20 protein-coding genes and 2 pseudogenes are annotated in these 26,330 nt (G+C 45.1%); 2 read left to right on the forward strand and 20 right to left on the reverse strand.

Annotated features, from left to right (window positions below; genetic code table 11):
* Positions 1 to 121 precede the first annotated feature (121 nt).
* A complete protein-coding gene (locus L1N85_RS23450; protein ID WP_235241459.1) occupies positions 122 to 550 on the forward strand; it encodes a helix-turn-helix domain-containing protein in 429 nt (142 codons plus the stop codon).
* 213 nt (positions 551 to 763) lie between these two features.
* On the opposite strand, the gene L1N85_RS27745 is transcribed toward L1N85_RS23450, so the two are convergent.
* From L1N85_RS27745 to L1N85_RS23470, 4 genes and pseudogenes are all read right to left on the reverse strand, one after another.
* Complete coding sequence (locus tag L1N85_RS27745) at positions 764 to 3,676, reverse strand: rhamnogalacturonan lyase family protein (protein ID WP_328285275.1); 2,913 nt, start codon at positions 3,674 to 3,676, stop codon at positions 764 to 766.
* A 271-nt stretch (positions 3,677 to 3,947) separates the two neighbouring features.
* A pseudogene (locus L1N85_RS23460) lies at positions 3,948 to 5,582 on the reverse strand (IS1634 family transposase).
* A gap of 453 nt (positions 5,583 to 6,035) precedes the next feature.
* Positions 6,036 to 6,470 (reverse strand): DUF2269 family protein, encoded by a 435-nt coding sequence (locus tag L1N85_RS23465; RefSeq protein WP_235241478.1) that lies wholly within the window; start codon positions 6,468 to 6,470, stop codon positions 6,036 to 6,038.
* Positions 6,471 to 6,482: 12 nt separating this feature from the next.
* Positions 6,483 to 6,833, reverse strand: a complete 351-nt coding sequence (locus L1N85_RS23470) for an ASCH domain-containing protein (RefSeq protein ID WP_235241460.1) — start codon at positions 6,831 to 6,833, stop codon at positions 6,483 to 6,485.
* Positions 6,834 to 7,089: 256 nt separating this feature from the next.
* On the opposite strand from L1N85_RS23470, the gene L1N85_RS23475 reads away from it, so the two are divergent.
* Positions 7,090 to 8,007, forward strand: coding sequence for an aldo/keto reductase (locus tag L1N85_RS23475; protein WP_235241461.1), 918 nt, complete (start codon positions 7,090 to 7,092; stop codon positions 8,005 to 8,007).
* A 337-nt stretch (positions 8,008 to 8,344) separates the two neighbouring features.
* Here L1N85_RS23475 and L1N85_RS23480 read toward each other — a convergent pair whose 3' ends face one another.
* The 16 genes and pseudogenes from L1N85_RS23480 to L1N85_RS23555 form a co-directional block, all read right to left on the reverse strand.
* Complete coding sequence (locus L1N85_RS23480; protein WP_235241462.1) at positions 8,345 to 8,962, reverse strand: NUDIX hydrolase; 618 nt, start codon at positions 8,960 to 8,962, stop codon at positions 8,345 to 8,347.
* 28 nt (positions 8,963 to 8,990) lie between these two features.
* Complete coding sequence (locus L1N85_RS23485) at positions 8,991 to 10,166, reverse strand: ROK family transcriptional regulator (RefSeq protein WP_235241463.1); 1,176 nt, start codon at positions 10,164 to 10,166, stop codon at positions 8,991 to 8,993.
* A 66-nt stretch (positions 10,167 to 10,232) separates the two neighbouring features.
* On the reverse strand, positions 10,233 to 11,087 hold the full coding sequence (locus L1N85_RS23490) for a protein phosphatase 2C domain-containing protein (protein WP_235241464.1): 855 nt from the start codon (positions 11,085 to 11,087) through the stop codon (positions 10,233 to 10,235).
* Positions 11,087 to 11,668, reverse strand: a complete 582-nt coding sequence (locus tag L1N85_RS23495; protein WP_235241465.1) for a YdcF family protein — start codon at positions 11,666 to 11,668, stop codon at positions 11,087 to 11,089. The genes L1N85_RS23490 and L1N85_RS23495 overlap by 1 nt, the downstream gene beginning before the upstream one ends.
* 49 nt (positions 11,669 to 11,717) lie before the next feature.
* Positions 11,718 to 12,560 (reverse strand): carbohydrate ABC transporter permease, encoded by an 843-nt coding sequence (locus tag L1N85_RS23500; RefSeq protein ID WP_235241466.1) that lies wholly within the window; start codon positions 12,558 to 12,560, stop codon positions 11,718 to 11,720.
* Entirely contained in the window at positions 12,557 to 13,429 is an 873-nt protein-coding gene (locus L1N85_RS23505; protein ID WP_235241467.1) for a carbohydrate ABC transporter permease, read from the reverse strand. The genes L1N85_RS23500 and L1N85_RS23505 overlap by 4 nt, the downstream gene beginning before the upstream one ends.
* An 81-nt stretch (positions 13,430 to 13,510) precedes the next feature.
* Entirely contained in the window at positions 13,511 to 14,869 is a 1,359-nt protein-coding gene (locus tag L1N85_RS23510; protein ID WP_235241468.1) for an ABC transporter substrate-binding protein, read from the reverse strand.
* Positions 14,870 to 15,178: 309 nt separating this feature from the next.
* Entirely contained in the window at positions 15,179 to 16,867 is a 1,689-nt protein-coding gene (locus tag L1N85_RS23515; protein ID WP_235241469.1) for an alkaline phosphatase, read from the reverse strand.
* Positions 16,868 to 17,220: 353 nt separating this feature from the next.
* Entirely contained in the window at positions 17,221 to 17,508 is a 288-nt protein-coding gene (locus tag L1N85_RS23520) for an alpha/beta-type small acid-soluble spore protein (RefSeq protein WP_235241470.1), read from the reverse strand.
* 189 nt (positions 17,509 to 17,697) lie between these two features.
* Positions 17,698 to 18,171, reverse strand: coding sequence for a cupin domain-containing protein (locus tag L1N85_RS23525; protein ID WP_235241471.1), 474 nt, complete (start codon positions 18,169 to 18,171; stop codon positions 17,698 to 17,700).
* Between the two features lie 354 nt (positions 18,172 to 18,525).
* A pseudogene (locus L1N85_RS23530) lies at positions 18,526 to 18,737 on the reverse strand (carbon starvation CstA family protein); the annotation flags it as partial.
* Positions 18,738 to 18,767: 30 nt separating this feature from the next.
* Positions 18,768 to 19,730 (reverse strand): sugar ABC transporter substrate-binding protein, encoded by a 963-nt coding sequence (locus L1N85_RS23535; protein ID WP_235241472.1) that lies wholly within the window; start codon positions 19,728 to 19,730, stop codon positions 18,768 to 18,770.
* Positions 19,731 to 19,733: 3 nt separating this feature from the next.
* Entirely contained in the window at positions 19,734 to 21,785 is a 2,052-nt protein-coding gene (locus tag L1N85_RS23540) for a PAS domain S-box protein (RefSeq protein ID WP_328285276.1), read from the reverse strand.
* Positions 21,748 to 22,590 (reverse strand): CheR family methyltransferase, encoded by an 843-nt coding sequence (locus tag L1N85_RS23545; RefSeq protein ID WP_235241474.1) that lies wholly within the window; start codon positions 22,588 to 22,590, stop codon positions 21,748 to 21,750. Before L1N85_RS23545 ends, L1N85_RS23540 begins: the two co-directional genes overlap by 38 nt.
* Before the next feature lie 32 nt (positions 22,591 to 22,622).
* The gene (locus tag L1N85_RS23550) at positions 22,623 to 25,337 is read right to left on the reverse strand and encodes an ATP-binding protein (protein WP_235241475.1); all 2,715 of its coding nucleotides are present in this window, start codon (positions 25,335 to 25,337) and stop codon (positions 22,623 to 22,625) included.
* 578 nt (positions 25,338 to 25,915) lie between these two features.
* Complete coding sequence (locus L1N85_RS23555) at positions 25,916 to 26,158, reverse strand: serine hydrolase (protein ID WP_407946556.1); 243 nt, start codon at positions 26,156 to 26,158, stop codon at positions 25,916 to 25,918.
* Between the last annotated feature and the right edge of the window lie 172 nt (positions 26,159 to 26,330).

Genomic DNA, 26,330 nt, shown 5'->3' on the forward strand with positions numbered 1-26,330 from the left:
GTCCCAGAAAGGTGTTGACTGGCAGTTTACCACCAATGAAGCAAGAATCAAACTAAAACGCCTTTACCCACAGTTTAAGGATTGATTAGGTACTAGCATCAAACCGCCCGGCTATCGTTCCTTGTTAACGACTCTTGTCGTACGAATCCTGATCGGGCTGTACCGCAGAACTTGCGAAGACACCGGTTCACATGCACTTTGGAGCCCGGTTGCTCAAGCCGTCGCATGCATGGAAGCCCACTTTCGTTCGAAGGAGCTCTCACTGGACAAGCTCGCTGCGGAAGCGAAGCTTAGTGAACGCCAGTTCAGCCGGTTGTTCCGTAAGCAGGTCGGCATGAGCTATATCACATATCTGCACAACTTGAGGATCGATGCCGCGTGCCGCATGATGAAATCGTCCCTAGACAGCATTCCGTCCATCGCCTCGGCCGTCGGTTATTTGGACATGAAATTTTTCCGCCGGCTGTTCAAGCGCAAGACCGGGTTGACGCCAGGGCAATACCGCACCGCCTCACTTGCGAATCGAGCTCCGGCCGTTTCAGCAGAATAAGGCTCCGCACGCTGTTGTCCCGCAACCATTACCCACCCCTACGAACGATTCGCTCAGCCATGCGGAAGCAATTGTTCCTCCCAATATGGAAGAATCGGCTATGTTTGACGACCGCGAAAACGGCAATAGCGAAGTCCATGGAGCTCATTGGCATCCGCGAAACTTCGCTCAATGGTGTTTATCCGTTATCCGTGTACGCCGTCCTGCTCAGGTTCATCTGGCTGGTGTTGTGTTTGAGCCAACAGGGTAAATATTCGGCATCGGCGGAGTCGTCATGCCGTGTCCCAGAAAATAATCCGTATGCGGCGGCTGGTTGTAGGCAACATTCTGCCAGGCAATTCCCAGTCGATATAAGGGATTATGCATCAATGTGTACAGCCGATGATTCGTTACATCCGTTGTCGTGAAGATCCGCAGTGCGGAGCTGTCCTCCAGACGCCAAATGACTTCCTCCCGCCAGTCGCCGAACAAGTCCGCCTGCAGACATGGGTTGCCTTTGGTGTGGTTGTTGGAATAGGTCCCTGTCGGCGTTAACAGATTCACAGTTCTGCTGTTGATGTAGTCCCATTTGTCGATCTTCCCTACACCGGTGCTGGTATCGCTGTCCCAGGTATGATCGAGAATTTCGCGAAGCAAGTCGCCATCCCACCAAATTACATGGTTAGCTGGAGGAATAGCGGTCGAAATTCTTGTGCCTGTGGTCGAATAGAGGCCGCCGGTGGGGCTGTTGAAGCCTCCGCCGTCAATCGCCCACATCTCCGCTCCCGGGTATCTCGGGTCGATATCGCCGGCTGTACCTCTGCCTACATCGTAGTTGGTGGCCACCCCCCAGATCAACTGACCTCTTTCCGCATCCCGGAATTCGATTCCCGCCGGATTCGGATGGCTTTCATGAACGTCGAACACTTCAAGACCCGGCCGACTCGGATCGAAATCCCCGACATGAAGCGCATCCCCATGCCCGAGCTTCGTATTGTACAGCCCCTTGCCGTCATGATCGACCGCCATGGCGCCGAAGATAATTTCATCCTTGCCGTCATAGTCGACGTCCGCAATGCTTAATTGATGATTGCCCTGGCCTGCCCACTCGGAATAACCGCTGTTGTTGGTGTCAAAGGTCCACAGATTGGTCAGCAAGCCGCCCCTCCAGTTCCATGCCGCAATGACAGTCCTTGTATAGTATCCGCGGGACATAATGAGGCTGGGTCTTTCCCCGTCCAGATAGGCAATTCCCGCCAGGAATCGATCGACTCGGTTGCCGTAGCAATCGCCCCAGTCGCAAACATTGCCTCGCGGCGGGTTATAGTTGGTTGTGGCCAGCGCTCTGCCCGTCGCTCCCTCGAAGATGGTCAGGAATTCGGGACCGTCCAGAACATAGCCGTTCGTATTTCGATAATCGGCATTCGGGTTGCCGATAACGGTTCCGACTCCGTCAACTGTACCGTCCGCCGTTTTCATGGCTATTTCCGCTTTGCCGTCGCCATCAAGATCGTAAACCATGAATTGGGTATAGTGAGCGCCGGCGCGGATGTTTCTTCCCAGGTCGATTCTCCACAACCGCGTACCGTTCAGCTTGTAGGCATCCACGTACACGTTGCCGGTATAGCCGGAGTGGGCATTGTCCTTGGAATTGCTCGGGTCCCACTTCAGAATGATCTCATATGTGCCGTCTCCGTCCACGTCCCCGAGACTGGCATCATTGGCCCGATACGTATAGGTCACATTATCCGGAGTCGTACCGCCCGCAGGCACCTGCAGCGGCACATCCAGGTAATTCGCCGACCATACGGCAGCGCGACCCGATGCCACTTGCTCGACACCGCCGATAATACCGCGCACCTCATAGGTGGAATTCGTTGTTCCGCTTGAATCCACATAATTTGTGCTTCCCGTAATCGCCGTGGCGTTGACTTTGACCCCGTTACGATAGAGATTGAAGGAAACGTCCGTCGGATCGTCGCCCAACATTCGCCAGCCTATGTAGATGCCGTTCTGTGTCGGCACGGCGACCAAAGCGCGATCGATCTTCTCCATCTGGCGCTTATATACCTTGACGATCGGAGTCTCCAGTACGGCAGACGCAGCCGATAGCCCGCCGGCATTGGCAGCATACACCTTGTAATAATGTTTTCTTGTGGTTTCGATGTTCTCGGTGTATTGGGTCTGGGTCGTGGCCCCGATTTTCACATACGGTCCGTTCAGCGTCTTCTTCCGATAGACATAATAGTTCGCGGCATTCGTTACAGGTGCCCAACTTAACGTTACCGAGGTTTCGAGAGCGCTTACCAACGCAAGCCCTGTTGGAGCGCCAGGCCCCTTCGTCACGCCGTCGGTCATGGACACCGAAATCGGGCTGCTTGTTTTGGATTCGAAACCGTCGGCCGTTATTTGGCTCACCATGTATTCATAAGTAAAGCCCAGCTCGGCTGCAGTGTCCGTATACTGGTTGGTGATGGAGCTGCCGATCTTGACCGCAGTCGATTTCCCTTCCTCCGGGTCATGGACAATACGATAAATATTGTAGCTAGCCGCACCGGTAATGACATTCCAGCCTATGGTAGCTGAAGTCGGCGAAGTCAACGTTTTGCTGACGATACGAAGCCCGCTCGGCTTCTCGACGTATGCAATCTCAATCGCGTTGACACGTCCGTCCCTGCCGAACGTAAAGTTGAGTTGACCGTCCGTCAGGGTAATGACCCTCTTGAATTCGGCAAACGAGCCGCTGCTTGACGAGATCGTCCCGTAGGATACGCCCTCAATATCAATAGATGTCCTATTGCTGGCGATCTGGTCGCCCGATATGATTTTCACCGCATAGTCGCCGTTCGGCAGATCGATCATAAAGGAGTAACTGCTGCCCAGAATCGTAAAGTCTCTCCGAAGCGCGTCGGGGGCCCCTCTGTCGCGAAAATCCGTCGTGGTGCTTAGTCCGTAGCCCCGGGTCATGCTGTACTTCATCGTGTTGGATACCAGCGTGTAGCCGGCTTCCAAGGGACTGCTGTCCGAGCCGAAGTCAAACTTGTATGTTCCGCTGGCATATACAGTCTGATTGAACATTGCGGGGAGCCCGGGGATCAGAGAGACTAGCAGCACGGCGCAAAGAAAGACTGCGAAAAACTTCTTCACATCAAATACCTCCTTTATATTTTTTAAAGCGCTTTCATTATTAAAGATACGATGTTGCTCTGAAAACTGCAATTTAAAAAACCGATATTTTGCAATAAAAAACAGTGTTTCTTTGGGGTGTTAGAACGGCATCTCAGAACTGTCTCTTTTGGGGTATTTACAGCAACCCGGCTTCGACAGTCCGTAGATATATAAACCGCCACGGGCCTAGATAGGACAAGGGATGCGGCGGTTGTGGATAATTACGTGTGGTGCCTACATTTTTTTGGTGCTAATGAAGCGAAATATCCCATATTTGCTGGGGTTCTTTAATTTCTAGGGCAGAAACAATTGCCTTATGTTCTTCCGTCAGTTCAGTTCCCTGACATAGCTTTCCTGCATCCAAACGGTATTCAACCAAGTGCAGCATCTGCATCAGTGATAGAACTTCTCGCCATGTCTTACCGGTCTTGTTTTCGACTATCCGTATGAGCATCAATCCTAGCCAGCAAAGCAAAACATGTGCACGAATCCGTTCTTCCTTTCGATGGTAAACAGGGCGCAGCTCCAGTGATTGTTTTAATGTCCGAAAGGCCGCTTCGACCTTCAGAAGCTGTTTGTAGCCAAGCGCAACATCTTCGGTGGATAGCGTGTCATCTGACGTGCGCAGCAAGTACTTGCCATCTAAGTGTTCCATCGCTTTAACGGCGTTCAAGTCAATTCACAGATTGCCACGCTTATCGATTTTCAAATATCGTTTGTAGGTCACATGGCTATGAAGTCGGCAGTGTGCTTTGGTGTGTGCGTCGCCATCTAATTCTTTAAGCCGGGCGAGTTCAACGCGAAGATGCTCTAAGTGTTTTTCTCGCCGTGCCGCATCCCGCTTGGCTTCTTCCGGATTACGGACAAGTACGTAACGCTTGCGCGCTTCTCCATCGACAATAACGATTTCTTTCACTTCCAGGTTGTCTCGGATGGTCTTGAAGCGCCCTGGATGAGCTAATGCGGCTTCAACCGGCGGTTTGCCGGAAGTCATCTTTTCCCCGGCGATGTAATGCCCGCCAGTGTGTTGCAACACGCGCAAGTTGTCCTCGGAGCAAAAGCCGCGGTCGACGACTGTGATGACACGGCCGAGTTTCCAGCCGATCAAATCTTTTTTAACTTCCGGCACCACACTCATGTCCGATGTGTTGCCTGGCCAGACCCAGCAGCGGATGGGGACTCCATCTCGGGTAACGGCAAATCCGATTACGGCCTGCGGCAGGCCAGGACGATGATCCTTGGAGTATCCGGTTTTACGAAATTCATCTTCTTCCGATTCTTCGGTTTCAAAATACGTGGAAGTCGTATCGAAAATGAGAAGATCGACTTCAAGATTCAACAAATCTGCTACAGTATGGAATACTTCACGTTGAATGTTTTCATCCGACTCCAGGAGAAAATCCATAGCCCGGTAGCCGTGCTGAACTTCAAAAGCCGGAAGATCAGGTATGATGACTTCGCGGTCGACCCAGTCTTCAACGGCAAGCTTACTGCCTGGGTCAAGAACTCGATTGGCGACCATTGCAAAGATCGCGCGTTCCACTGGCATACGATACTCCCGATCCGCCAAACGCTTGGTGATCGCATCTCCGATGCCAAGCTTCTTCCATAACTGGTCAAGCAACCACGTACCGCCGAGGGCTTTAGATTTCAGCATCATCACTGATGCTGAGCAAGGCTCTTTAGAACCAGAAGGAAGCGGCTCACCGATGAAGCGATGAATGCTGGCGGCTAAGCGCTTGAGTCCCTCGGTATCCAGTTCATCAGCTCGACCAAAATGGTAGAGTATCTTCGCCTGTGGCGTTCCTGTCACTGGATTGCGCTCATTGTGTGCGAGCTGAACGTAACGGGTAATCATGTGGAAAAGTCTGAAAAACCGGACCATAAAAGGATTTTAGTTATACACAGCACCCGAAGGGGTGCCTACATTTAGGGGGTTTCTGTCGAACCCGGGAGCAAACAAAAGCACTATTTGTACAACCAGTAGGGTAAGACGAGGGATTACTCCCTCGGACTCCCCGTCAAATCGTGCATGCGGATTTCCCGCACACGGCTTTCCTTCGTCAGTTCCCCATCTTCAGGAGTGAGTTCTCTTCATCCGTCGCCTGATTGCCTATTGTGAATAAGCACCTGTTTCCTGCGGAAACAAAGTGCTTATTCACATCATTGATACATCAAGGAATATTGCTGTTTTAATATAGGGTTTGACATACAAAAAACGTGAACTTTTCATTTAAAACGGATCATGACCGAGTTTATTCAGCTATTAAATAACAAAAAGAGCGAACAAGCATTTTGTTTGTTCGCTCTTTTTGTTATTTAGAGTCGTTTTCGTATGCTACCACAGCTGCGGCTTAGCAACCATAAACCAAAGCATCGTCATTAAGAGAACGAGATAGATCCAGATGGAACGGCTGAGCTGCCGTACCAAATCCCCTTTATCTTGACCGGGCTCATTTAATTTTCGCAGCTTCGGCGAGAATGCACGAGCTAGAAAATATAAAGAGCTTACCAAAATAAGAATAGTGATTACAATCCATGACGATTTCCATGACCAAGAGCCAACGATCACAAGCAATACGCCGGATAAAACCAATACATGGCCCGCATGTTTAGCCAATCGAATCGCAGACCTGAAACTGTCTATATATACATGTTGTTCCGAGGCTTCCGCTGCCCGCAGCTTTTTGACCATTGGAATTAATACAAAGAACGGTCCAATAGACATAATCGCACTTACAATATGGATATAAAGCAGCAATTTATGCAGTATATTCACCGTTAACTACTCCTGAACGGGACGAAACTCGTGAACCCATACCTGCATATGCGGCAGCCAAGGCATACCCGGATGATACGAAAGAATCGATTGCTTATATTCCTCTACATTCGAATATCCCTCTTGATTGGCATGCGCGTCTGTTAATTCACCAAGAGACTGCTTGTAAACTCGTTCCACGACATAGCTGTGGCCTTGAAGCGTCATAATTTCACCAACATCCGCGTAACGCCCGTTGCGGCGGGTGGCGGTTTTTTCTCCCATTATGACTTTATCAACATCCGACTGCACAGTGATCAAACGTTCAATCGAACATGTTTTAGGCGGTAATGCTTCATGATCCGTATTATTCTGCATGTGTAATCCTCCTTTTATTCATCCACCTACTGTACCATAAAAGAGGTGCTGAATGCATCTTATGTAAATGACAGTCTGCTTTAGGTAAATGCCTTATCATTTCTTAGTTACTTTTCTTTTACTTACTATAAAATATTTCAGCTCTTACGTAAGACTATTTATTCAGCTAAACTGAGGGATATAAAGTCGAACCATATCCCTATATGCGAGAAATCCATTAAGCCAGGTTACCCAATCACTGAGGAGGACATTAATTATGAGGACAATGAAACTAGGAAACAGCACATTAGCGGTACCGGTCGTTGCAGTCGGCTGCATGCGTATTAATTCGCTGGATAAAGCCGAGGCTGAGCGTTTTGTCCAAACGGCAATGGAAGAAGGTGCGAATTTCTTCGATCATGCTGATATTTACGGCGGTGGAGCATGCGAAGAAATATTTGCGGATGCCATCGATATGAATGCGAATATTCGTGAAAAGATCATCCTGCAATCCAAGTGCGGCATTCGGAAGGGAATGTTCGACTTTTCCAAAGAACATATTTTGGAGTCGGTAGACGGCATCTTGAAGCGGCTGAAAACCGACTATCTGGACATTCTGCTTCTGCACCGTCCGGATACGTTGGTAGAACCGGAAGAGGTGGCGGAAGCTTTCAATCTTCTTGAAAGCTCGGGGAAAGTGCGGCATTTCGGCGTTTCCAATCAGACTCCAATGCAGATCCAGTTGCTGAAGAAGTCGGTGAAGCAGCCCATTGTTGCCAACCAGCTGCAATTAAGCATCACCAACGCCACCATGATCTCTAATGGATTTAATGTGAATATGGAAAATGATGATGCTGTGAACCGGGACGGCAGCGTGCTTGATTATTGCAGACTGAACGATATCACCATTCAGCCTTGGTCTCCTTTCCAATACGGATTTTTTGAGGGCGTATTTCTAGGAAACGACAAGTTCCCGGATTTGAATCAAAAGATCGATGAAATTGCAAACAAATATGAAGTCAGTAACACGACAATCGCCATCTCATGGCTTTTGCGCCATCCCGCACACATGCAACCGGTCATCGGCACGATGAATATCGACCGGTTAAAAGATTGCTGTAAGGCAAGCCATGTTCATCTAACACGCGAAGAATGGTATGCGATCTATCGTGCGGCAGGAAATGTGCTTCCTTAAACGCGCGAGATCATAATGTGTGCCTTCTTGTTTAAAAGATTTTGCGGATTTAACGATTGATAAAGACCAGGCAGGCAGCATCTATCAGCTGCTTTAAGCCATCTCCGATGCCATCCACACCAATTTCACCTACGATACCAAGACTACAGCGATATCGTCCCGGTTAAGGGCGTTTATCAAGGCACGGACAAACAACGGCTCGAAGTCGTCGTAGATATAGAGCGAATCGACGGCGGGCATTGATCGCTTGGCCATGCAAAAGCCATGAAGAGCAGCTTCATGGCTTTTTTGCGGACACGGGCTGAAACGGCCTGGCCTGACTCTCCATTATCAAAAATTAATCGAAGACGACTTCTTTATCCGGGTTATGAAGAAAGTCAAACAGCATTTTTATTTGCGATTCTGTATTTCTATCCGTTGACAATTCAGGCAGCTCAAGCTCGCTAAAAAATCCTGCGTCATCTGTTTCCAATCCTGCGCTGGCAAATCCGCCTAGTATTTCACACAAAATAAATATTTTATAAATATGATTCGGATGGGGCGGGTGTGGATGGCGCATTCGATCCAGAACGGCAAGCAATTTAACAGGCCTCACGTCAAATCCCGCCTCTTCTTTAACCTCTTTCACCGCTGCTTCAGACGGTGAAAATCCGATATCGGCCCATCCGCCCGGCAGCGACCAGCATCCGTCCGATTTTTCCTTGACAAGCAGGAGTTTATCTCCCTTGAAGATCACCCCTCTGACGTCCACCTTCGGGGTTGCATATCCGTTCTCCGCCGCAAATAAGCCTTTAACGTACTCGATTTCCTTATTTGCGTATTTAGCCATAATTTCTACACTGATGTCCCTTAGTTCCTCGAATCTTTCGATGTCATACACATCTCTTGAATAGGTTAGCCCCGACTGCGCAAGCGCCTGGATTCTTCTTGCCCACTTAAGCCATTCATTGTCCACCGAGCATAACCCGCCCTTCATTTGAATATCAATCCGCAATCCGGATATTTGACGAGACCGTTTCTTTGATTACCAGTCCTGCGGCCATTAAAGCGCCGTCCTGAAGCACGGTATCTTTGATTACGGTATTACGACAGTATGGAGCCGCAGTTTCCAAAATTTTCTCCAAAACCACCGGCAAAAGAAAATCTCTCGTCTGCTCAATCAATTTCCCCGTGAGCAAAACATGGTCCGGGTTGAAAAAAGTTACGATGTTTGCGAGTGATTGGCCGATTATCTCCCCGGTGACCCTTAACTCTTCCCGAATAAAGGGATCGTGGGATCGAAACCGGTTCATCATTTCATCGAAGCCGATCTCCAATCTTTTTTCCAATCCGCCAATCGAAGCGATGGTCGTCAGACAGCCACGGCTGCCGCATTTGCAGGGAAGGGCATTAGGCCCGAAATCAACCTTGAAATGTCCGAATTCCCCCGCCACATTCCTGTAGCCAGCGTACAGTAGTTTATTGACTACGATCGCTCCGCCGATACCCTGATCCAACTTTAAAATGATATTATCTCTGGAGGCGGATAATGCGCCCGTCAAATTTTCAACGATGGCGATCATGTTGACGTCGTTTTCAACGTTCACGGGATAACGGTAATGCCTCGCGAGCTGCTCTTTTAACCGGTATTCGCGCCAATGAAACGCATTCGCGTTCAAGACAATGCCCGTTTGGGAATCCACCAGCCCCTGCACGCTCACACCGATCCCTCTGATCCGTTCCGGATGCACAAATCCCGCCAAAAGCCGGTCAACAACCTGAACGATACACTCAAACGTATGTTCTGCGGATTCAAAACATTCAACCGGACATTCGAATTGTATGAGCTGCTGATGGTCAAAATTCATGAGCACGCCGCTGATTTGTTTGACTGTTACATCAATCCCGATCGCATACAGATTGGATCTGTTGATCCGCAACGGAATCGGCTTTCGTCCGGCCCCGACCCCAGATAATGGAGCCATATCCTCTGTCTCTATAACGACTTCATCATGGATTAACCGATTGACGATGTTCGTGACCGTCTGCTGGGTCAGGCCGGTTTTTTCCGAAATGCCGACTCTGGAAATCGGACCCGACTGATGGATCAGATTCAATACCCGCTGTTGGTTTATGCTCTTCATCAGCTGAGGACTCGATGTTCTTTCTTCGTTCAACATGTATTCCCTCCCTGTTGCAAGCTTGCGTATAAACAATATCGACTTCCGAAGTGAATCATGCTTGTCCTAAAAATCGATCACAATTCCGGTTTTATCGTCTGATCGTTTTATCCTTGGATACACGTTACACTGCGGATCAGATTCTTCCAGCAGAATCAGCTGCTCCGCATAGGCTTCGAGCCCGGTTTCATCGATCCTTGACAGCATATGGTTCCAATCCATTTTACCATCCGCCCGTGTTCCGGGGTAGAACAATCCATCCGTCACCGCGTATAACCTTTTCAGACATGCCCGGTTTATGATTCCCGATTCCAAAAAACAGTCCAGTTCAGGCTCGCCGTTCATAACGGAATACCCTTGCAGCGTGTTGGCTTTTTGCCGGTTTCCGGAAACAGTAGGAAGAATATATTGAAAAATTTCTTCCCTTGTAACGCACCCATTCTTCTTCGCTTCCTCCCGTTTGCTGATCGTAATGAAATCAAGATGGGCTACCTGATCATGTGTCAGGGCACGTACGGTACCGTCGTCATACTTTGCAAATAGCATACAGTCTCCGGCCTGGACATACTCGATCCTGGTATCGGATATCCGAAAAACGGCAAATGCGGCGCTCCACAAATTCTTTTTGTTTGAAACATCCACATTGCTATTGATCATTCTGCTTCGAAGCTCGCGGTTCGCTTTCTGAACCACGTCTACAAGGTTTTCAGAATCCTGGGCATCCGTAAAAAAGGAGGCTAGAAGGTTAGCCGCCAAATAACCTCCGGTCTTCCCTTTTTCATCGCGGTAGGCATTGACGGATGTGGCGCCGTCAACAACGCCGAATATCCGGTTTTTAGAATTGACAATCAACACATCTTCATTGATTTCATTCGAGCCTCTAAATACGCATGTCTCCATGCTCCATGCCGACGATTCCATTATTCATACCCTCTTTCTTTTTGCTTCAACAATCGAATGGTGATGATAAACGTGCGTAATTCATTATATGTGCGCACTCCCTGCTTGAGCAGTGAATGAAAACTTCGGCGGGCATAATACCCGGGGCTGACGCCGACCGTATCGGCGATCAGCTTGATCCGGCGAAGATGAAAAGAGTTGGAGATGATTAAACAAGTACGAAGTTTTTCCCGATCCATGATTTTTTTACAGTTAACCAGATTATCAATCGTGTCCTTTGACTCCATTTCCAACAGGATTCGATCCGGCTCCACCCCATGTCTCAGCAAAAAATCTTTCATGATTTCCGCTTCGCTTCTTGAGGAGGCACCTACAATACCGCCGGTAACGATCACTTTCTCAAAGCGGTGATCGCGAAGCAGCTCTAAAGCGGCACTCAATCTCTCCTCCAGAAAGTAGTTCATATGATCGCCTTCAACTTTATATCCCAAAATAATCAGCGCATCCGATCCATGGCAGTTGCGGGGAGCTGTATGAATCCAAATAAAAAATATGGCAAAAATAAAGAAAATAACAGCTAGTATTAGTATGATCAGCAGCATATCGATTCCTTTCGTCCATAATCAATGGTTTCCACTTAATGACAATCTATCACCCTTTCGTACCAGAAGTCATCATTCCATCAATAATGAACCGTTGGGTGAACAAATATACAATAATCAAGGGTAAAATAGAAACGACCGAACCGGTAATCATCAAATTCCAATCCGTGGAATAAAGCGATTGAAACTGCGTGAGTCCGAGAGAAACCGTCCGCAGTTCAGGTGATTGAATGTAAAGAACCGGTCGGAGCAAATCATTCCAATTATTCATAAAAGCTATCACGAATATGGTAGCCAACGGAGCGGTCGAAAGCGGGAAAAAGATATGCCGATATATTTGAAAAGTTTTGCAGCCGTCGATAACGGCAGCATCCTCCAGACTTTGCGGAACATTCATGTAATGCTCCTTCAACATAAAAGTTCCGAAGGAACCGACTAAAAACGATGGAACAATAAGCGGCAAATAGCTGTCCAACCAGCCGATCTTTGAAAACATCAAAAACTCCGGAATGATGTTTACTTCTACCGGGATCATCATCATCGCCACCAATACAGTAAACAAAAATCCTCTGCCAAAAAAATTCATTCTGGCAAATGCAAAACCGGCCATCGAGCAAGTGATGAGCTGTCCGAATGAAGCCGCTCCCGAAATCAATGTGCTGTTCCACAAATAGAGCAGAAAATTGTAGTCGAGGAGCACTTCCGTATAATTGTCCCACATGCCCGGTTTGAACAGTTTATCCGGAATGAGTTTGGGCGGAATTTCAAAAATAGCCCCTTCCGATTTAAATGTAGTCACAACCATCCACAAGAACGGGAAAAGGGTAGCCGTTCCGTACAACGATAAAAACAGATAAGTAAACAGATTCTTTACATATTTCCTGTTTTTCACTGATATTTCACCCACCTTTTCTTGACCAGAAAATGAATGCCGGTGACAAGCAAGGTAAGCAGAAACAGCACATACGCCAAAGCTGACGCATAACCCATTCGGAAGTGTACGAACGCATTCTGGTAAATAAAGTACGACAAGGTGTTCGTCGCATTGTATGGTCCGCCTTCCGTCATCGAATGCGTGATTCCGAACGTATTAAAGGACTCTATAATCGTAATGATCAATACAAAAAACACGGTTGGCGTAAGCAATGGGAGCGTAACGAAAAAGAACGATTGAAATGAGTTGGCCCCGTCGATTTTCGACGCTTCGCCCAGTTCCCGCGGAATACTTTGCAATCCTGCCAAATAAATAATCATTTGGTAGCCGACGTTTTTCCATACATACACCATGGTAAGAGAGTACAAAGCATATTTTTTATCACCAAGCCAGGATACCGATTCAGTTAGCCCTATGACCTTCTCCAGCAAGAGATTGAGGATGCCGGCCTGCGGGGTTAAAATCCAGTTCCACGCAATGCCGACGGCGACTATAGACGTAATAACCGGCAAAAAGAACAATCCTCGAAAAAACCGGATTCCCCTAAGTTTGGCATTAAGCAGAACCGCGAAAACCAGCCCGGTTACGCATACGCTGACAACAAAAACCAAGGAGAACTGCAGCGTGTTCTGCAGCACCGTCCAAAATGGTTTAGACTTGAACATTTCTGTGTAATTGTCCAGCCCTACCCATTCCGGCGGGGAGTATATATTCCAGCTGGTAAAACCGGCATAAAAAGAAACGCCGACCGGAATCAGCCGGAACAGCGCCAGCCCTAAGAGCGTAGGCAACAAAAACAGATATGGAGAAATTTTTCCGTAGTGCATTCTCTCACCCTACCCTTCTTTCTATAAAACGGGAGATTTCTGAAGAGAAACCTCCCATAGATCAACCGGTGTAAAATGTTGTTATTTTCTGCTCAACACTTCATTGGCGAATGGAGTCACACTCTCAATTGCTTGATCCAATGTTTTCTGACCGTCGAATACCTGATCAAGCTCCCCGTTTAATCCAGAACCTTTGGCCGCCGCGTATCCGCGCCATTCGGACCACGACTTCGTGTACGAATTCCGGCCGATATTTGCACCCTGCTCGAGAATGATCTTCTTGCTCGCTGGCTGCTTGTCCGTTTCCAGCCATGCTTGCTGATTAGCCGTTGGCTTATAAATCGGCACCTTGCCGCCGGAATAGGTTTCAATCGGCCGGTCTTTGCCGCTCATGAACTTAATAAATTTCCATGCTTCTTCAGCGTGCTTCGAGTTTTTGGAGATGGAGATATTATCCGGCCAACCGTAAGTCATATCTTCCTTCCAATTAGGACCGCGCGGTATCGTTGTAATGTCCCAATTGAAATTGTCGCCCACTGTTTTGCGCGTGCCGTCGATCGCGAATGATCCGTCTACCCACATTGCCACTTTACCCTGTCCGAACATTTCATCCTGCTTGATGCCTGTAATATCCTTCGGAGAAGGAGATACTTTATGTTTTACCGTCAAGTCGGTCAAAAATTGCAGAGCTTCCTTGCCATTCGCGTTCAATTCAAATTTTGTTTTATCCTCATTCAGCAGTCGTCCCTCGTTCTGATACACCCATGGTTCAATGTGCGCATAGCGTCCAAACAAATAGAGTCCCCACTGATCCGTTTTTCCGTCGCCGTTTTTATCAATCGTCAATTTCTTCGCGGCATTCAGGAAATCATCCCACGTCCACTCTTTTTTCGGATACTCCAGCTTGGCGGCATCAAACAAATCTTTATTGTAATAGAGTACAGTAGTGACCCAAGCGTAAGGGAAAGCATACATATCGCCTGTTTCCTTATCAGGGTACTTTACCGCATTGAAGACGCTCGTAAAATAGTTGTTCTTGTCAATGTCCCGGTCGACCATGGACTGAATATTATGAAGCAATCCTTTGGAGGCCCATTCATCGACATAACCAGAACTCATTTCAAATACGTCGGGCAGGTTGCCGGAAGCGGCTAGGGCACTAATTTTAGGCCAGTAACTGCTCGGTTCATAAGCAAAATATTCGATCGTGATATTCGGATTTTCTTCTTCAAACTTTTCGATCATTGATTTGGTCATTTGTTCTTCCGAAGGATTCCATCCGTAATAAACCAGCTTAACGTTGTCTTGCTGCTTGGCAGGAGCCGTGCTCTCCGTTTTTGTTTGTCCTCCGGTAGCGGACTCGTTTTTGTTTTGACCACATCCGATCGTCATCGTCAAAATGAGCGTCGTTATCAAGCCGAGTTTCAACATCTTCAACATGCGTATTCTCTCCCTGACTGTTTTTTTTATTTGTTCTCAATAAAACCGCAAAATAAACAATAGGTTAACTTAAAAGGAACTGCCGGAAAGTAAACCTCCTTTAATTAATCAAATTGATTTATTAATTTGTGCAACTTTATGTTAATGAAAATTTGTAATCATTAGATTAAATCCAAGTTAAATTATTATTAATTCACCATTCAGCCTTGGTCGTCTTTCCAATACGGATTTTTTAAGGAACCTATGCCTGAAAAGGGCAGTTCCATGGCCATATTGACCAAGAGACTGCCCTTTCCAGGTTGCTAAATTCTATTGATTTCTTCTTTCTTCTAGCTTTTGCATAAATTGCTCTTCATTCTCGAAAAGCTCTACGCCCATGAGATAGGAAATGATGCGAGGCAGATCAATGTTATCGATTAAACCAACGAACTCGTAAGCGCCTTTTCCGTACGCATAAAGCGGCAACTCTTCGCCAGTGTGGTGGCGGGAGCCCCAGCTGATGAGGGCGTGAGCAGACATAACTGTTCCTACTTCGTTTGCTAGTTGGAATCTGTCATCCCAGTTTACGTTAGTAAGGCTTTTCACGTTATCGTCATTCAATTCGAAGCCAACGATCGGTTCAACGGCTTTCTTAACTTGTACAAAGTATGCTTTCGTCTCTTGCGGCTTGTCCTTCGTTGTACCGTAAGCTACTTGCGTACCCATCAATTCAGCAATTTGCCCAAGGTTGAAGTATGCTGTGCTGTTTTCAATAAAGAAATCAGCTGCTTTAGCTTCAGAACCTACAACTACTTGTTTCTCTCGAAGCTTCAATTGAAATTTTACGTTATTCCACATTACATCTGCAGAAAAATCTTCCTTATTGTAAGTAAGCTGGCCATTCATTTTCGCCGTAACTTCTCTAATTGGCATATAGTAATTGTTATCTACTAGTTTAGCGTCAGCAATATTAATGGAGAGTGCTTGGGCTTTCAACGCATCTCTTACAGCGTTCGCGCTGCCTGTTGCTTTTTTCAACACATCAATATTCTCTTTGTAGCCGCCTGGTGTATTGCCGATGTTGATCCCGCCAGTCTCATGGTCACCCACGATAACAACAAGAGTATTGCCATCTTTCTTCGCGAAATCAAGCGCAACGTCTACTGCGTCTTCGAAAGCAAGCATATCTGTAATTGTTGCTACCGGGTCATTAGCATGGCCAGACCAGTCAATTTGGCTGCCTTCTACCATCAGGAAGAAGCCTTTTTCGTTCTTGCTCAGTACATCTACTGCTAGCTCTGTCATTTCCGAAAGACTTGGAACGTTCTGCTCGTCACGGTCGATTTCGTATTTCAAATCACTCATAGCGAATAGGCCAAGCACTTTATTAGAGGAAACCTTATTCAGCTCACTACGATTTGTTATGTAATCGTAGCCTGCAGCTTGTGCTTCCGCCACTAAGTTGCGTTCAGGCTGTTTGCCTCCGTCCTTCTCATTCAAGAACATATCGCGTCCGCCGCCAAGAATAACATCTACTTTATTAATATAGTCTGTCGCAAGTGCAACCTCGTTGCCGCGGCTTGGATCATGTGCTGTGAACACCGCAGGAGTTGCGTGAGTAATTCGGGAAGTAGCAATCAATCCAGTTGATTTGCCTCGTTCTCTTGCAGCATCTAGGATCGAATCTGGCTGCTTTCCGTCTGGTGTAACCGAGATCATTCCGTTGTTCGTTTTGAAACCTGTTGCCATTGCGGTTCCTGCAGCCGCTGAATCCGTAACGTTCGTATCAGAGGAATATGTTTTCATTAAACCCTTCATATAACGCTCGAAAGATAGCTCTTCACCCTTGAAAATTCTTGTAGCTGTAAGATAGCTGATCCCCATACCATCTGGAATCATAAGGATAACGTTCTTCGCGCTGCCCTTCTCCTCTGCTGCACTTGCCACACTTGCAAAAGAGCTAATTAATAGTGAAGCTGCAATTATAACCTTACCTACTTTTTTGAAGCTGCTATTCATGGATATTTCCCTCCTTTAAGTATATTATTATTTTATAATTAAAAGATTATCGAATTGTTATTTATTTGTGAGAATATTGTAAAATATGTGCAAGACCGTTAAGGACGGGGAATACGCTTTCCTCCCATTGGAGGTGATCAAATAGCGGATACAGGAAAAAAAAGGGCATATTCATATGCCCTTTTTCTGTACAATCATGCGCATCAACTCATGCGAGGATTCTTGTGATTCCTGCTGCCTGCCCAGATCAAACGTTAATGAGCGGAAGGTATTGGTGTAGTCCGCACGATCCTTCTAAATGATTCTCTGTCATCGGCTCTCCTATCTCCATGATTCATTGGTATTCTGAATTTTTATTTAGAATCCTCGCGATTCGTCAGCTGCTGCCGGGCTAGGCGGATCATTTCTCGAACCATCGGGCCGCCGATTTTGCCGCCGACATGGCCGACCGATTCCGTGGACAGCCCGCCATTGCCGCCCGTCTGCAGCGGTACGCCAAGTTCTTTGGCCACTTCGTATTTCACATCGTCCGGCCGATTCATATTAACGGCGTATCCTTCGTTTTTCATCACATCCGCTTTGAAGGCTTGCATCCCCTTCTTTGCCCCAGGCACCACATAACTTCTGTTTCTTCTTGCCATTACAATCACTCCCTTGATGTCCTTTCCAATAACTTGCCCGGAAGCTGAAAATTCATCCTTCCTTAGGGAACATCATAACGGCGGCATTCTGGAAAGTATGCGCGGATGGAACGAATCGAAAATGGCCTGTCATTGCCGACAGGCCAGCTGTAATTATATAGAGTCCGCTTTCCGGTGACTTACCGGGAATCATCCAACAATCTTACGAAAGATTTCATTCCACGTCAAAGGCAGCTCCGATTCAATAGGAGGAGTTCCAACTACTTTCTCGTTAAGCGGCATAAGCGGTTCGGCAAAAGTAGATACGACATTGGGGCTGGAAAAGAAACCAACGACCTTTAACGTCTCGGAACCGATATTTCGAATATTATGAGGAACCATGGCAGGGATTAGAGCCAATTGACCTTTACCTAATGAACCTGTTTCATTATCAAGAATCGCTTCTGCCGTCCCATCCAGAATGAGAATGATTTCTTCAGCACTATCGGTATGAGTACCGAGACTATTGCCGGGTTCGATCTCAAAGTAAACAACGGATAGTTCTTTTGTTCCTGTGCTTTTGTACAGCGGGAATCCCGACTTCATTCTTGTAGCGGGATCATTACCAAACCAACCCTCCAAGAGGTTTATTGAGTTTAGATCTGCTGTAATCATACCATTCATCCCTGTCCCTTCTCTTCGCTTATTTTATAAGAATTGGCAATAATATTAGATGAAAACAGGATGCATTCATCCTGTTCAAATCCCCCATGTAACCGTAGCGTACGGTAAAAAAGCGGATGCAACACGGATCGGACAGACTTTCTAAGGACAGGATCCGTTAGATGAGAATCTCCTATAAGCGCACTCACCACGGTATCTATATACTGCTCAACCTGAAGGATGACTCCTTTCATGACTTCGGACTGATACTGTAGGCGGAAAGCCAACCAACTCACATCCATGGACATTTCAAAATACGCATACATACTTTCAACACATACGTTTATTCTTTTAGCAGGCTCAGCAATTGCGGTCCACTGTTGAGGCGAAGTCCTGAATCAGATAACGAGAGACGCGCGTGCCCGCGTCGATCGCCGTCAGAATGTACACCGCCTCGAACATAATGACGAAATGACGACCAGCATCGCGCCGCACGCGATCGTAATCGAAATGAACGGCCACACAGGACCAGCAAGGATCGGACCGCCGCCGCCCACATACTCGGTCAGTGCAGGGAATTGAATTGAAGACCCCGATTTTCATAAAGCTGCAATTTATTAATCTTGTATTAATATCTGTTCGAGAAAATCTAATTTCTCCTTAGCATTATCTTTCGTTATGATGTCAATACCACTATCAATCGTTTTTTCAACGGTTTCCCCTTTGATGGCTTTCAGTGCATGTTCAACACTTAAATAACCCATGTCATAAGGGTTCTGTGTCACTGTAGCGGTCAGCGTCTCCGCTTCAATGGCCTTCACCATGTCCATACTGCCGTCTGCTCCGACGACGGGAATTTTTAAACCCTTTTCTTCTGTTATTTGTAATACTTTTAGAGCTAATGTGTCAAACGTGGCAAATACTCCTTTGATATCGGAATTCGTCTGATTCATTTTCATATTCAGAATGTTACTCATTACAGATCTCACCTCTGCAATGTCATCAACATGATCGAACTGTTCCGTAACAGTTATAATTCCTGCAGCTTCTAAAGTTTCTTTAGCCCCTTTTATCCGTTCATCAGCATTTTGTGATGTTCCCCCAATGAGGGCTATTTTATCTCCAGGCTGCAACATGGAACCTAACAGCTCTCCGGCCTTTTTGCCTAATGCAGGGTTATCCGTTCCGATATAAGAGGTTTTATCATTCCAATCGGCCTCCGTATCCAAAAACAACACAGGAATATTATTTTCCTTATATTCCGTCAAGATGGGAATGATAGGAGATGGATTATGCGGTGTGACAATCAGCGCATCCGGGTTTTGCTGCAGAACGTTTTTCAACAACTTTTCCTTTGTTGGAATTATGGAATCGGGCGTTAGAACTTTACCATCTATATTAAGATCATTAAATGCTTTTTTCGCCCCTGATTCAACAATTTTCCAGTACTCTGAATCTAAACCTTCAAGAACGACAAAAACCTTAGTTCTTTCATTCCCCCATAGCGACTTGACAGTTAACCCGATTAAAACGAAAAGCGCGAATGTGCAAACCAATGGGACGATCCAGCTTTTCTTCACTTTTCACCCCTCCCCGAATGGTACTCCATATTTAAAACGAATTGAAAAGGCAGTTCCTTGATCACTTGATTTTACATCGATGATAGCATGATGACGTTCAGCCACACTGTAGCAAATAGCTAGACCCAATCCGGACCCCTTATCTTTCGTTGTGAAAAAGGGCGTTCCTATTTTTTCCAATATCTCCGGTTTAATTCCCATACCCTGATCCCGTATCTCTAGCACTACCGATTGTTCTTCCGAATATGTCTTTATTGTAAGCATTCCCCTTGAAGACATAGCCTCCAACCCATTTAGAACGAGATTCAAGACAAGCTGGCGAATTTCCTTTTCATCTAAATATAGTTCGGGGCATTCCCCCAATTCAAGAAGGACATGCTTGTCAGAAAGCAGAGCTTCTGCCTGAATCAGTGGAAATAGCGCATTTAAAATGACATTGAGATGCTGATTGGTTTTATCGTTAACTTTATTTTTAGCCAGATTCAGGAATTCCGTAATAATACTGTTAGCCCGATCCAGTTCTATCAGCATTAAATCAATATGCTCCAGTGTTAAATAATCGTGATTCGTCTTCGAAATTTGCAGAAATCCCCGGACAGTAGTCAATGGATTTCGAATTTCATGGGCAATTCCTGCTGCCATCTCCCCAATTAAATTCAAACGGTCCAAACGGACCATTTCTTTCTCCAATTGAATTCTTTCGGTTATGTCAGTCACCACGATGAGAATACATGATTCCCCTTGAATTTCTATCAATTCTGTTGATAATAAACCCTCGCGCACTTCCTTGGACTTGCTCTGATAACGAATCTTCTCATTGCGAATCGATTTTGCGTGTTCAAGACTGAATATACCTACACTGCTGTTACCGGAGTCCGATACAAGATGCAGCAGGTCGGCAGTTTGATTCGTCACCTCTTCATAGTGATAACCGGTATAATGTAACCAGCTGTCATTAACATCAATGAATCTTCCATCCTTGAGAGAACGAATCGCGATCAAGCAAGGACTGGACTCAAAAATTTTGCGAAAACGTTCATGGGATACGTGAAGGTCGTCCGCTATTTTTTTTCGCTCCTTGATTTCATTCTGGAGTTTCTCGTTGGCGAGTAAGAGTTCCAAAGTGCGTTCTTCCACCAGCTTTTCTAAATTATTGAATTGCTGTCTTCGTAGTGCCTCGAATTTTTTTCTATCTGTAATATCGCGAATGGAACATACATAGATGTTTTGATTTTCTATAATTGCTTCCCCAATTTGAATATCCGCGGGAAAATGGCTTTTGTCTTTGCGTAAAGCAACAGCTTCCATCAACCTGCCGGTAATCGGCTTGATTGAGGGTGCAATGATCAATGGAGCCTCTTTCCCTTCATCTTGCTTTAATGCCGGGAGAAGGTTAGTGACATGCTGGTCTAATAACTCTTCAGTGCTGTACCCAAACATACCTTTAACTGCAGGGTTGACGGAAAAAATATATCCGCTTTCATCAAAAGTTACAATCGTATCCGCCAGCGTTTCCCCAATTACCCTTTCCAATGCTTCCTTATTGCGCAAATCCAGAGTCGTGCGATCCAATTTTTTATTTACTTCCTCAAGTTCAAGCGCACGCTCCCACTCACTTTGTTCATGATTTTCATAAATTTTTACTAGTTGTTCAATTTTCCGTCTCAGTGTTTCAGGATGAAACGGTTTGGAAATATAATCAATGGCGCCTACAGAATAACCACAAAGGATATTTTCCATATCCTTGCTAATAGCTGTAACAAAAATAATGGGGATATGTTTTGATTTTTCTCTTTCCTTGATTAGTTGGGCCGTTTCAAATCCGTTCAATCCCGGCATTTGTACGTCCAGCACAATAACGGCAAAGTCCTGCTTTAAAACATACATCAATGCTTCTTCCCCCGAGTTTGCACGGATAAAATGATAATTCGGGGACATGAGTACAGCTTCCAAAGCCAATAAATTTTCCGGGTGGTCATCCACGATTAAAATATTGACTTTTTGTGTGGAACTTGCACTATTTGATTTTACGATACAGTTTTTCTCCGGAATCAAACTCTTCGTAATTGTCTCCATAGCTTAAATATCGAATCCCCTCTCTATTACCCAGACCGAGAAAGCCTGATAAGCTGAGGCTTTCATAAAATAGCTGATGTACATGATTTTGCAAGGACTTATTGAAATAAATCATCACATTTCGGCAAATAATAATGTGAAATTCATTGAAAGAATGATCGGTTGCCAAATTATGCTGAGCAAACACAATATTTTCCTTAAGAAATGAATGGAAAACCACTTGATTCTGCTTAACTGTATAGTATTCGGAAAAAGCCCTCGTTCCACCGGCTGCCAAATAATTTTTCGTATACTTTTGCATTTGGTCTAGAGGGAAGATCCCTTCTTTTGCCTGTTCTAAAAGGCTGCTATTCATATCTGTTGCATAGATTATGGTTTTGTCGTATATCCCTTCCTCATGCAGAAGAATGGCCATTGAATAGACTTCTTTTCCTATAGAGCAGCCTGCATGCCAAATCCGAATATATGAGCAGTCTCTTAACTGCGGAATGACTTTAGTTCGAAAGGACAGAAAAAAGCTGGGATCGCGGAACATCTCTGTCACGTTGATAGAGAAATCAGCAAAAAGTCTTTTCATCATGGCAGGGTTATGGAAAATCATTTCCTGAAGGCCGGATATGCTTTTTAATTTTTCAGCACGAATTCGATGCCATATTCTGCGCTGGATAAAATGAAATGAATAAGATCTAAAATCAAAGCCGTAATAACGGTAAATGCCCTCAAGCAATAATTCAATTTCAATTTTCTCCAATTCGATATCATTATGAACTTGAATTTTTCTCATTCCATCAGTTTGGTTTAATATGGTAATCCCACCTATCTATATACCCATACCTGTATCAGAGAGAGCAATTGAATTGTATTTATGGGCTTGCTGATGTAATCAGAAGCCCCTGCATTAATGCATTCTTCCCTATCCTGTTTCATTGCCTTTGCTGTAAGCGCGATAATGGGCAACTTTTGAAAATTGGGCATTTGACGAATCGTGTGAATGGCCTCAAAACCGTCCATCTCCGGCATCATGATATCCATCAGGACCAAATCCGTATCGGGGTTGTTGCATAAGATGTCAATTCCTTCCCGTCCGTTTTGTGCAAATATGACTTCCATGTGATTTGCCTCTAATGCTGTCGTTAAGGCGAATATATTGCGCATATCATCGTCCACAATAAGCACTTTTTTACCGTCGAGCAACGTTTTTTTAAGCTGTTTAGAGTTCCACGATTCAACAGACAGTCCATTCACTTCAACAGATTGAACGGAATGGTGCGCCTGTTCGTCAATCGCTGCGGCTGCCTCTATCTCCGAGGATCGATTGTCTGCCAATGGGAACGATTCAACACTGGGCAAAAACAGGCTGAAGGTGGATCCCTTATCTACCTCACTTTTCACTTGGATGAAACCGCCTAGCAGTTGGGCAATTTCCCGGCTAATCGGCAGGCCTAAACCGGTGCCGCCATATTTGCGGCTTGTGGTTCCATCCGCTTGCTTAAACGACTCAAAAATCATTTCCTGTTTTTCTTCCGGAATCCCGATTCCTGTATCCTTAACCGAAAAGGTCAACCCTGATCCCGCCTTTTGTATATATAGGGATACACTGCCCTTTTCCGTAAATTTAAAGGCATTTGATAATAAATTTTTCAGAATTTGCTGCAAGCGATGCTTATCTGTAAAAATACTCTTTGGTAAATCCGGATCGACCCGAGCGGTAAATTCAATTCCTTTCTGACGGGCAATAGGGAGAAATTGATTTTCTACAAATACTTGCACATCCTGCAGCCTTAATTCTTCAGAAATAATCTCCAAGTTTCCAGATTCTACTTTCGCCAAATCTAAGATGTCGTTAATTAAATTCAGCAAATCATCACCGGATGAATAGATGGTCCGGACATATTCCAATTGTTTATCGGTAAGATTTCTCTCCTCATTCTCAGAAAGTATATGAGTAAGAATCAATAAACTATTGAGTGGTGTTCGCAGTTCGTGGGACATATTGGCAAGAAACTCGGATTTATATTGAGAGCTAAGCGCCAAATGCTGGGCTTTCTGCTCGAGAACCAGCTTGATTTCCTCCAGTTCCTTCTTCTTCTGTTCCGAATGTTCAAATTGTTCTTCGAGCTTTTCATGGGTCGTTCTTAACTCCTCTTGCTGTACTTGGAGCTCCTCCGATTGACTTTGAAGTTCTTCGGAGAGCGCCTGTGATTCTTGCAGCAATTTTACCACTTGCATTCGGCTTGCAATACTATTGATGGCACTTCCAATATTACTCATAACCTCATAAAGCAGCTTTTGCTGAAGAGGACTGAATTTTTCAAAGGAAGCCAATTCAATAACAGCCAGTATCTCCCCTTCATACTCAGCGGGTAGAATAATTATGCTTGATGGTGAGGACATGCCCGTACCGGAAACAATCTTAATATGATCATTCGGGACCTGATTAAGCAATATAGTCTGTTTTGCTGCTGCACATTGTCCAACAAGCCCTTCCCCTACACGAAAGCTTTCAAATCCAAATTGTTCATAATCAGAAGCATAGGCAGCCAACCTTCGAAGACTGTATTGGTCCCCTTTACTCTCCTGAGTATAGAAGACTCCGTAACTGGCTCCCACCATAGGCGTAATCTTCGTAATAAACATTTGAGCCAAGGTCTGCAAATCATCAACTTTAGGATACATCGTAGCAATTTCTGCAACTTTTGTTTTTAGCCAACTATTTTCCTGTGCTTCTTCTTTTAATTCTATTTCCTGTTTAGCGTGTTGTTCCAAAGCTTGCGCCATTCCATTAAAGGCTTCAGCAATCGCACCAATTTCATCTTTGGAGGTCACCCTAATGCGGGGCAGCTTAGTTCCATGATTTTGGGTAACTTTTGTCATGACAGATGTTACATGATTAAGATTCTTCGTTATGCTTAAGATTAACCAAACGATCATCCCTATTCCTATCACCAAGCCTATTAAGGAATAAATATAAATCATTTTGATGGCCACATTATAGGTCGTGCGGGTCCGAAACAATTCGTTTTTTATCTCTTGTTCCTGCAGGGTTTTTAATAAGTCTGTATTTTGCAGCATCCGTTCACGAATCTGCTTCAAATCATACCATAGCAATTTTTCGTATTCAGCCTTCATACCCGCTTTTTTGAGTGTAATAATTTGTTGTGTCATTTCAGTATAAATATCATAGAGTCCCGCAAATTTTACAATTAACTCCTGCGATTGTTCACGAGTATCCATCTTCTTCAGGGACTCAATTGCCACATTCGTATTCATGCGGGATTTTTCCATATTATTGGTGAAGCTCTGAATGAGATCTTCAGGAGGACCGGAAGTGAGGCCCTTTAATTCCCTGTCATAAATGGTAATCTCGTACTGAATGGTTGAAGTCAAGTTAACCCTCTCGGATAATTCCTTGACTACGACATTCATTTTCACTGTTATTTGATCAAACATGTTTATTAAAAATGTTACTAGAATAATAATGATAATTAAAAAAGATCCCAATCCTAAATAAAGCTTTGTTTTAAATTTCATATGATCTCCATCCTGTTTAACATGTTAAGGGAATTTAATGATTTCAAGATAGTGTGAAACCCGAAAAATTCATAGGTCCGGTGCATCCCTTGATTTCCGTAACTCCCATAAGTAGTCACGGATTCAAGTATCTGCCCAAGCATTAAGTATAATTATATTAGTATCTAATATGAAGAGCGATTTAAATAATTTTCAAAACATTAAAAATAAAAAAAACAAGTCGGCAAGATCAACTACTTATATTTCCACGCCTGTTCAGCGGTTAATGCGAAAAACTTCGCCTTACTTGTGGTACGGTTCACCATATCATCTGTAGGGCGAATAATTGATACCCCAAAATAAATCATTTTATAAACCATGGCGGAGTAATAGGTTCCGCCATGGCAACAAGCTGATTCTAAATGAACTTTTGCCAGAACCATATGCCTTTTCCAAAAACGATGGAAGCTAATTCCCTCGTCAGCGCTTTCGCATTGGTTTCCATTTGATTGCTCAAAACGATGATGTAAGCTGTTACAATCACAAACACAAAATAAAATGTTTACCGTATATACTAGCAGCTTCCCCTACAAATACGGTTATGGCTGGTATGTGCTAGAAACATTCGGACACCCGGTAGATATAATATCTCCAGCGGCAAAAGCGATCGAGGGATCGGTTTTCGGACCGGGCTCCCCCTTCACATAACCCACTGCCAGTTCGTTCGGATTTTCAACAGCGAAGGAGGAGTGGCTCATGCCAGCGGGTTTAAAGATACTTTCGGTAATAAACTCCTCGTATGCTTGACCCGACACTTTTTCAATAATCATCCCCAATAACAAAATCCGGAGTTGCTGTAACTGAACTTTTCACCGGGCGTGAAATTTAATGGTTCGTCTTTAAACAAGTTGACAAGCTCGGTTAAACACCCTTATTGTGGACACTGCACCTCTTATTCGATATCGATCGTAGAATTGCTTTAAATTGCTGCCATTTACTCTAAAATGGACGTTT

This window comes from Paenibacillus alkaliterrae (assembly GCF_021532375.1).
Classification (GTDB): domain Bacteria; phylum Bacillota; class Bacilli; order Paenibacillales; family Paenibacillaceae; genus Pristimantibacillus; species Pristimantibacillus alkaliterrae.

Coding starts and splice junctions, on each gene's coding strand:
- L1N85_RS23475 (WP_235241461.1), top strand. CDS start 7,090: ATGAGGACAATGAAACTAGGAAACAGCACATTAGCGGTACCGGTCGTT.
- L1N85_RS23550 (WP_235241475.1), bottom strand. CDS start 25,337: ATGAAATTTAAAACAAAGCTTTATTTAGGATTGGGATCTTTTTTAATT.
- L1N85_RS23520 (WP_235241470.1), bottom strand. CDS start 17,508: ATGGCAAGAAGAAACAGAAGTTATGTGGTGCCTGGGGCAAAGAAGGGG.
- L1N85_RS23490 (WP_235241464.1), bottom strand. CDS start 11,087: ATGGAATCGTCGGCATGGAGCATGGAGACATGCGTATTTAGAGGCTCG.
- L1N85_RS23510 (WP_235241468.1), bottom strand. CDS start 14,869: ATGTTGAAGATGTTGAAACTCGGCTTGATAACGACGCTCATTTTGACG.
- L1N85_RS23505 (WP_235241467.1), bottom strand. CDS start 13,429: ATGCACTACGGAAAAATTTCTCCATATCTGTTTTTGTTGCCTACGCTC.
- L1N85_RS23525 (WP_235241471.1), bottom strand. CDS start 18,171: ATGAATGGTATGATTACAGCAGATCTAAACTCAATAAACCTCTTGGAG.
- L1N85_RS23495 (WP_235241465.1), bottom strand. CDS start 11,668: ATGCTGCTGATCATACTAATACTAGCTGTTATTTTCTTTATTTTTGCC.
- L1N85_RS23470 (WP_235241460.1), bottom strand. CDS start 6,833: ATGCAGAATAATACGGATCATGAAGCATTACCGCCTAAAACATGTTCG.
- L1N85_RS23545 (WP_235241474.1), bottom strand. CDS start 22,590: ATGAGAAAAATTCAAGTTCATAATGATATCGAATTGGAGAAAATTGAA.
- L1N85_RS23515 (WP_235241469.1), bottom strand. CDS start 16,867: ATGAATAGCAGCTTCAAAAAAGTAGGTAAGGTTATAATTGCAGCTTCA.
- L1N85_RS23485 (WP_235241463.1), bottom strand. CDS start 10,166: ATGTTGAACGAAGAAAGAACATCGAGTCCTCAGCTGATGAAGAGCATA.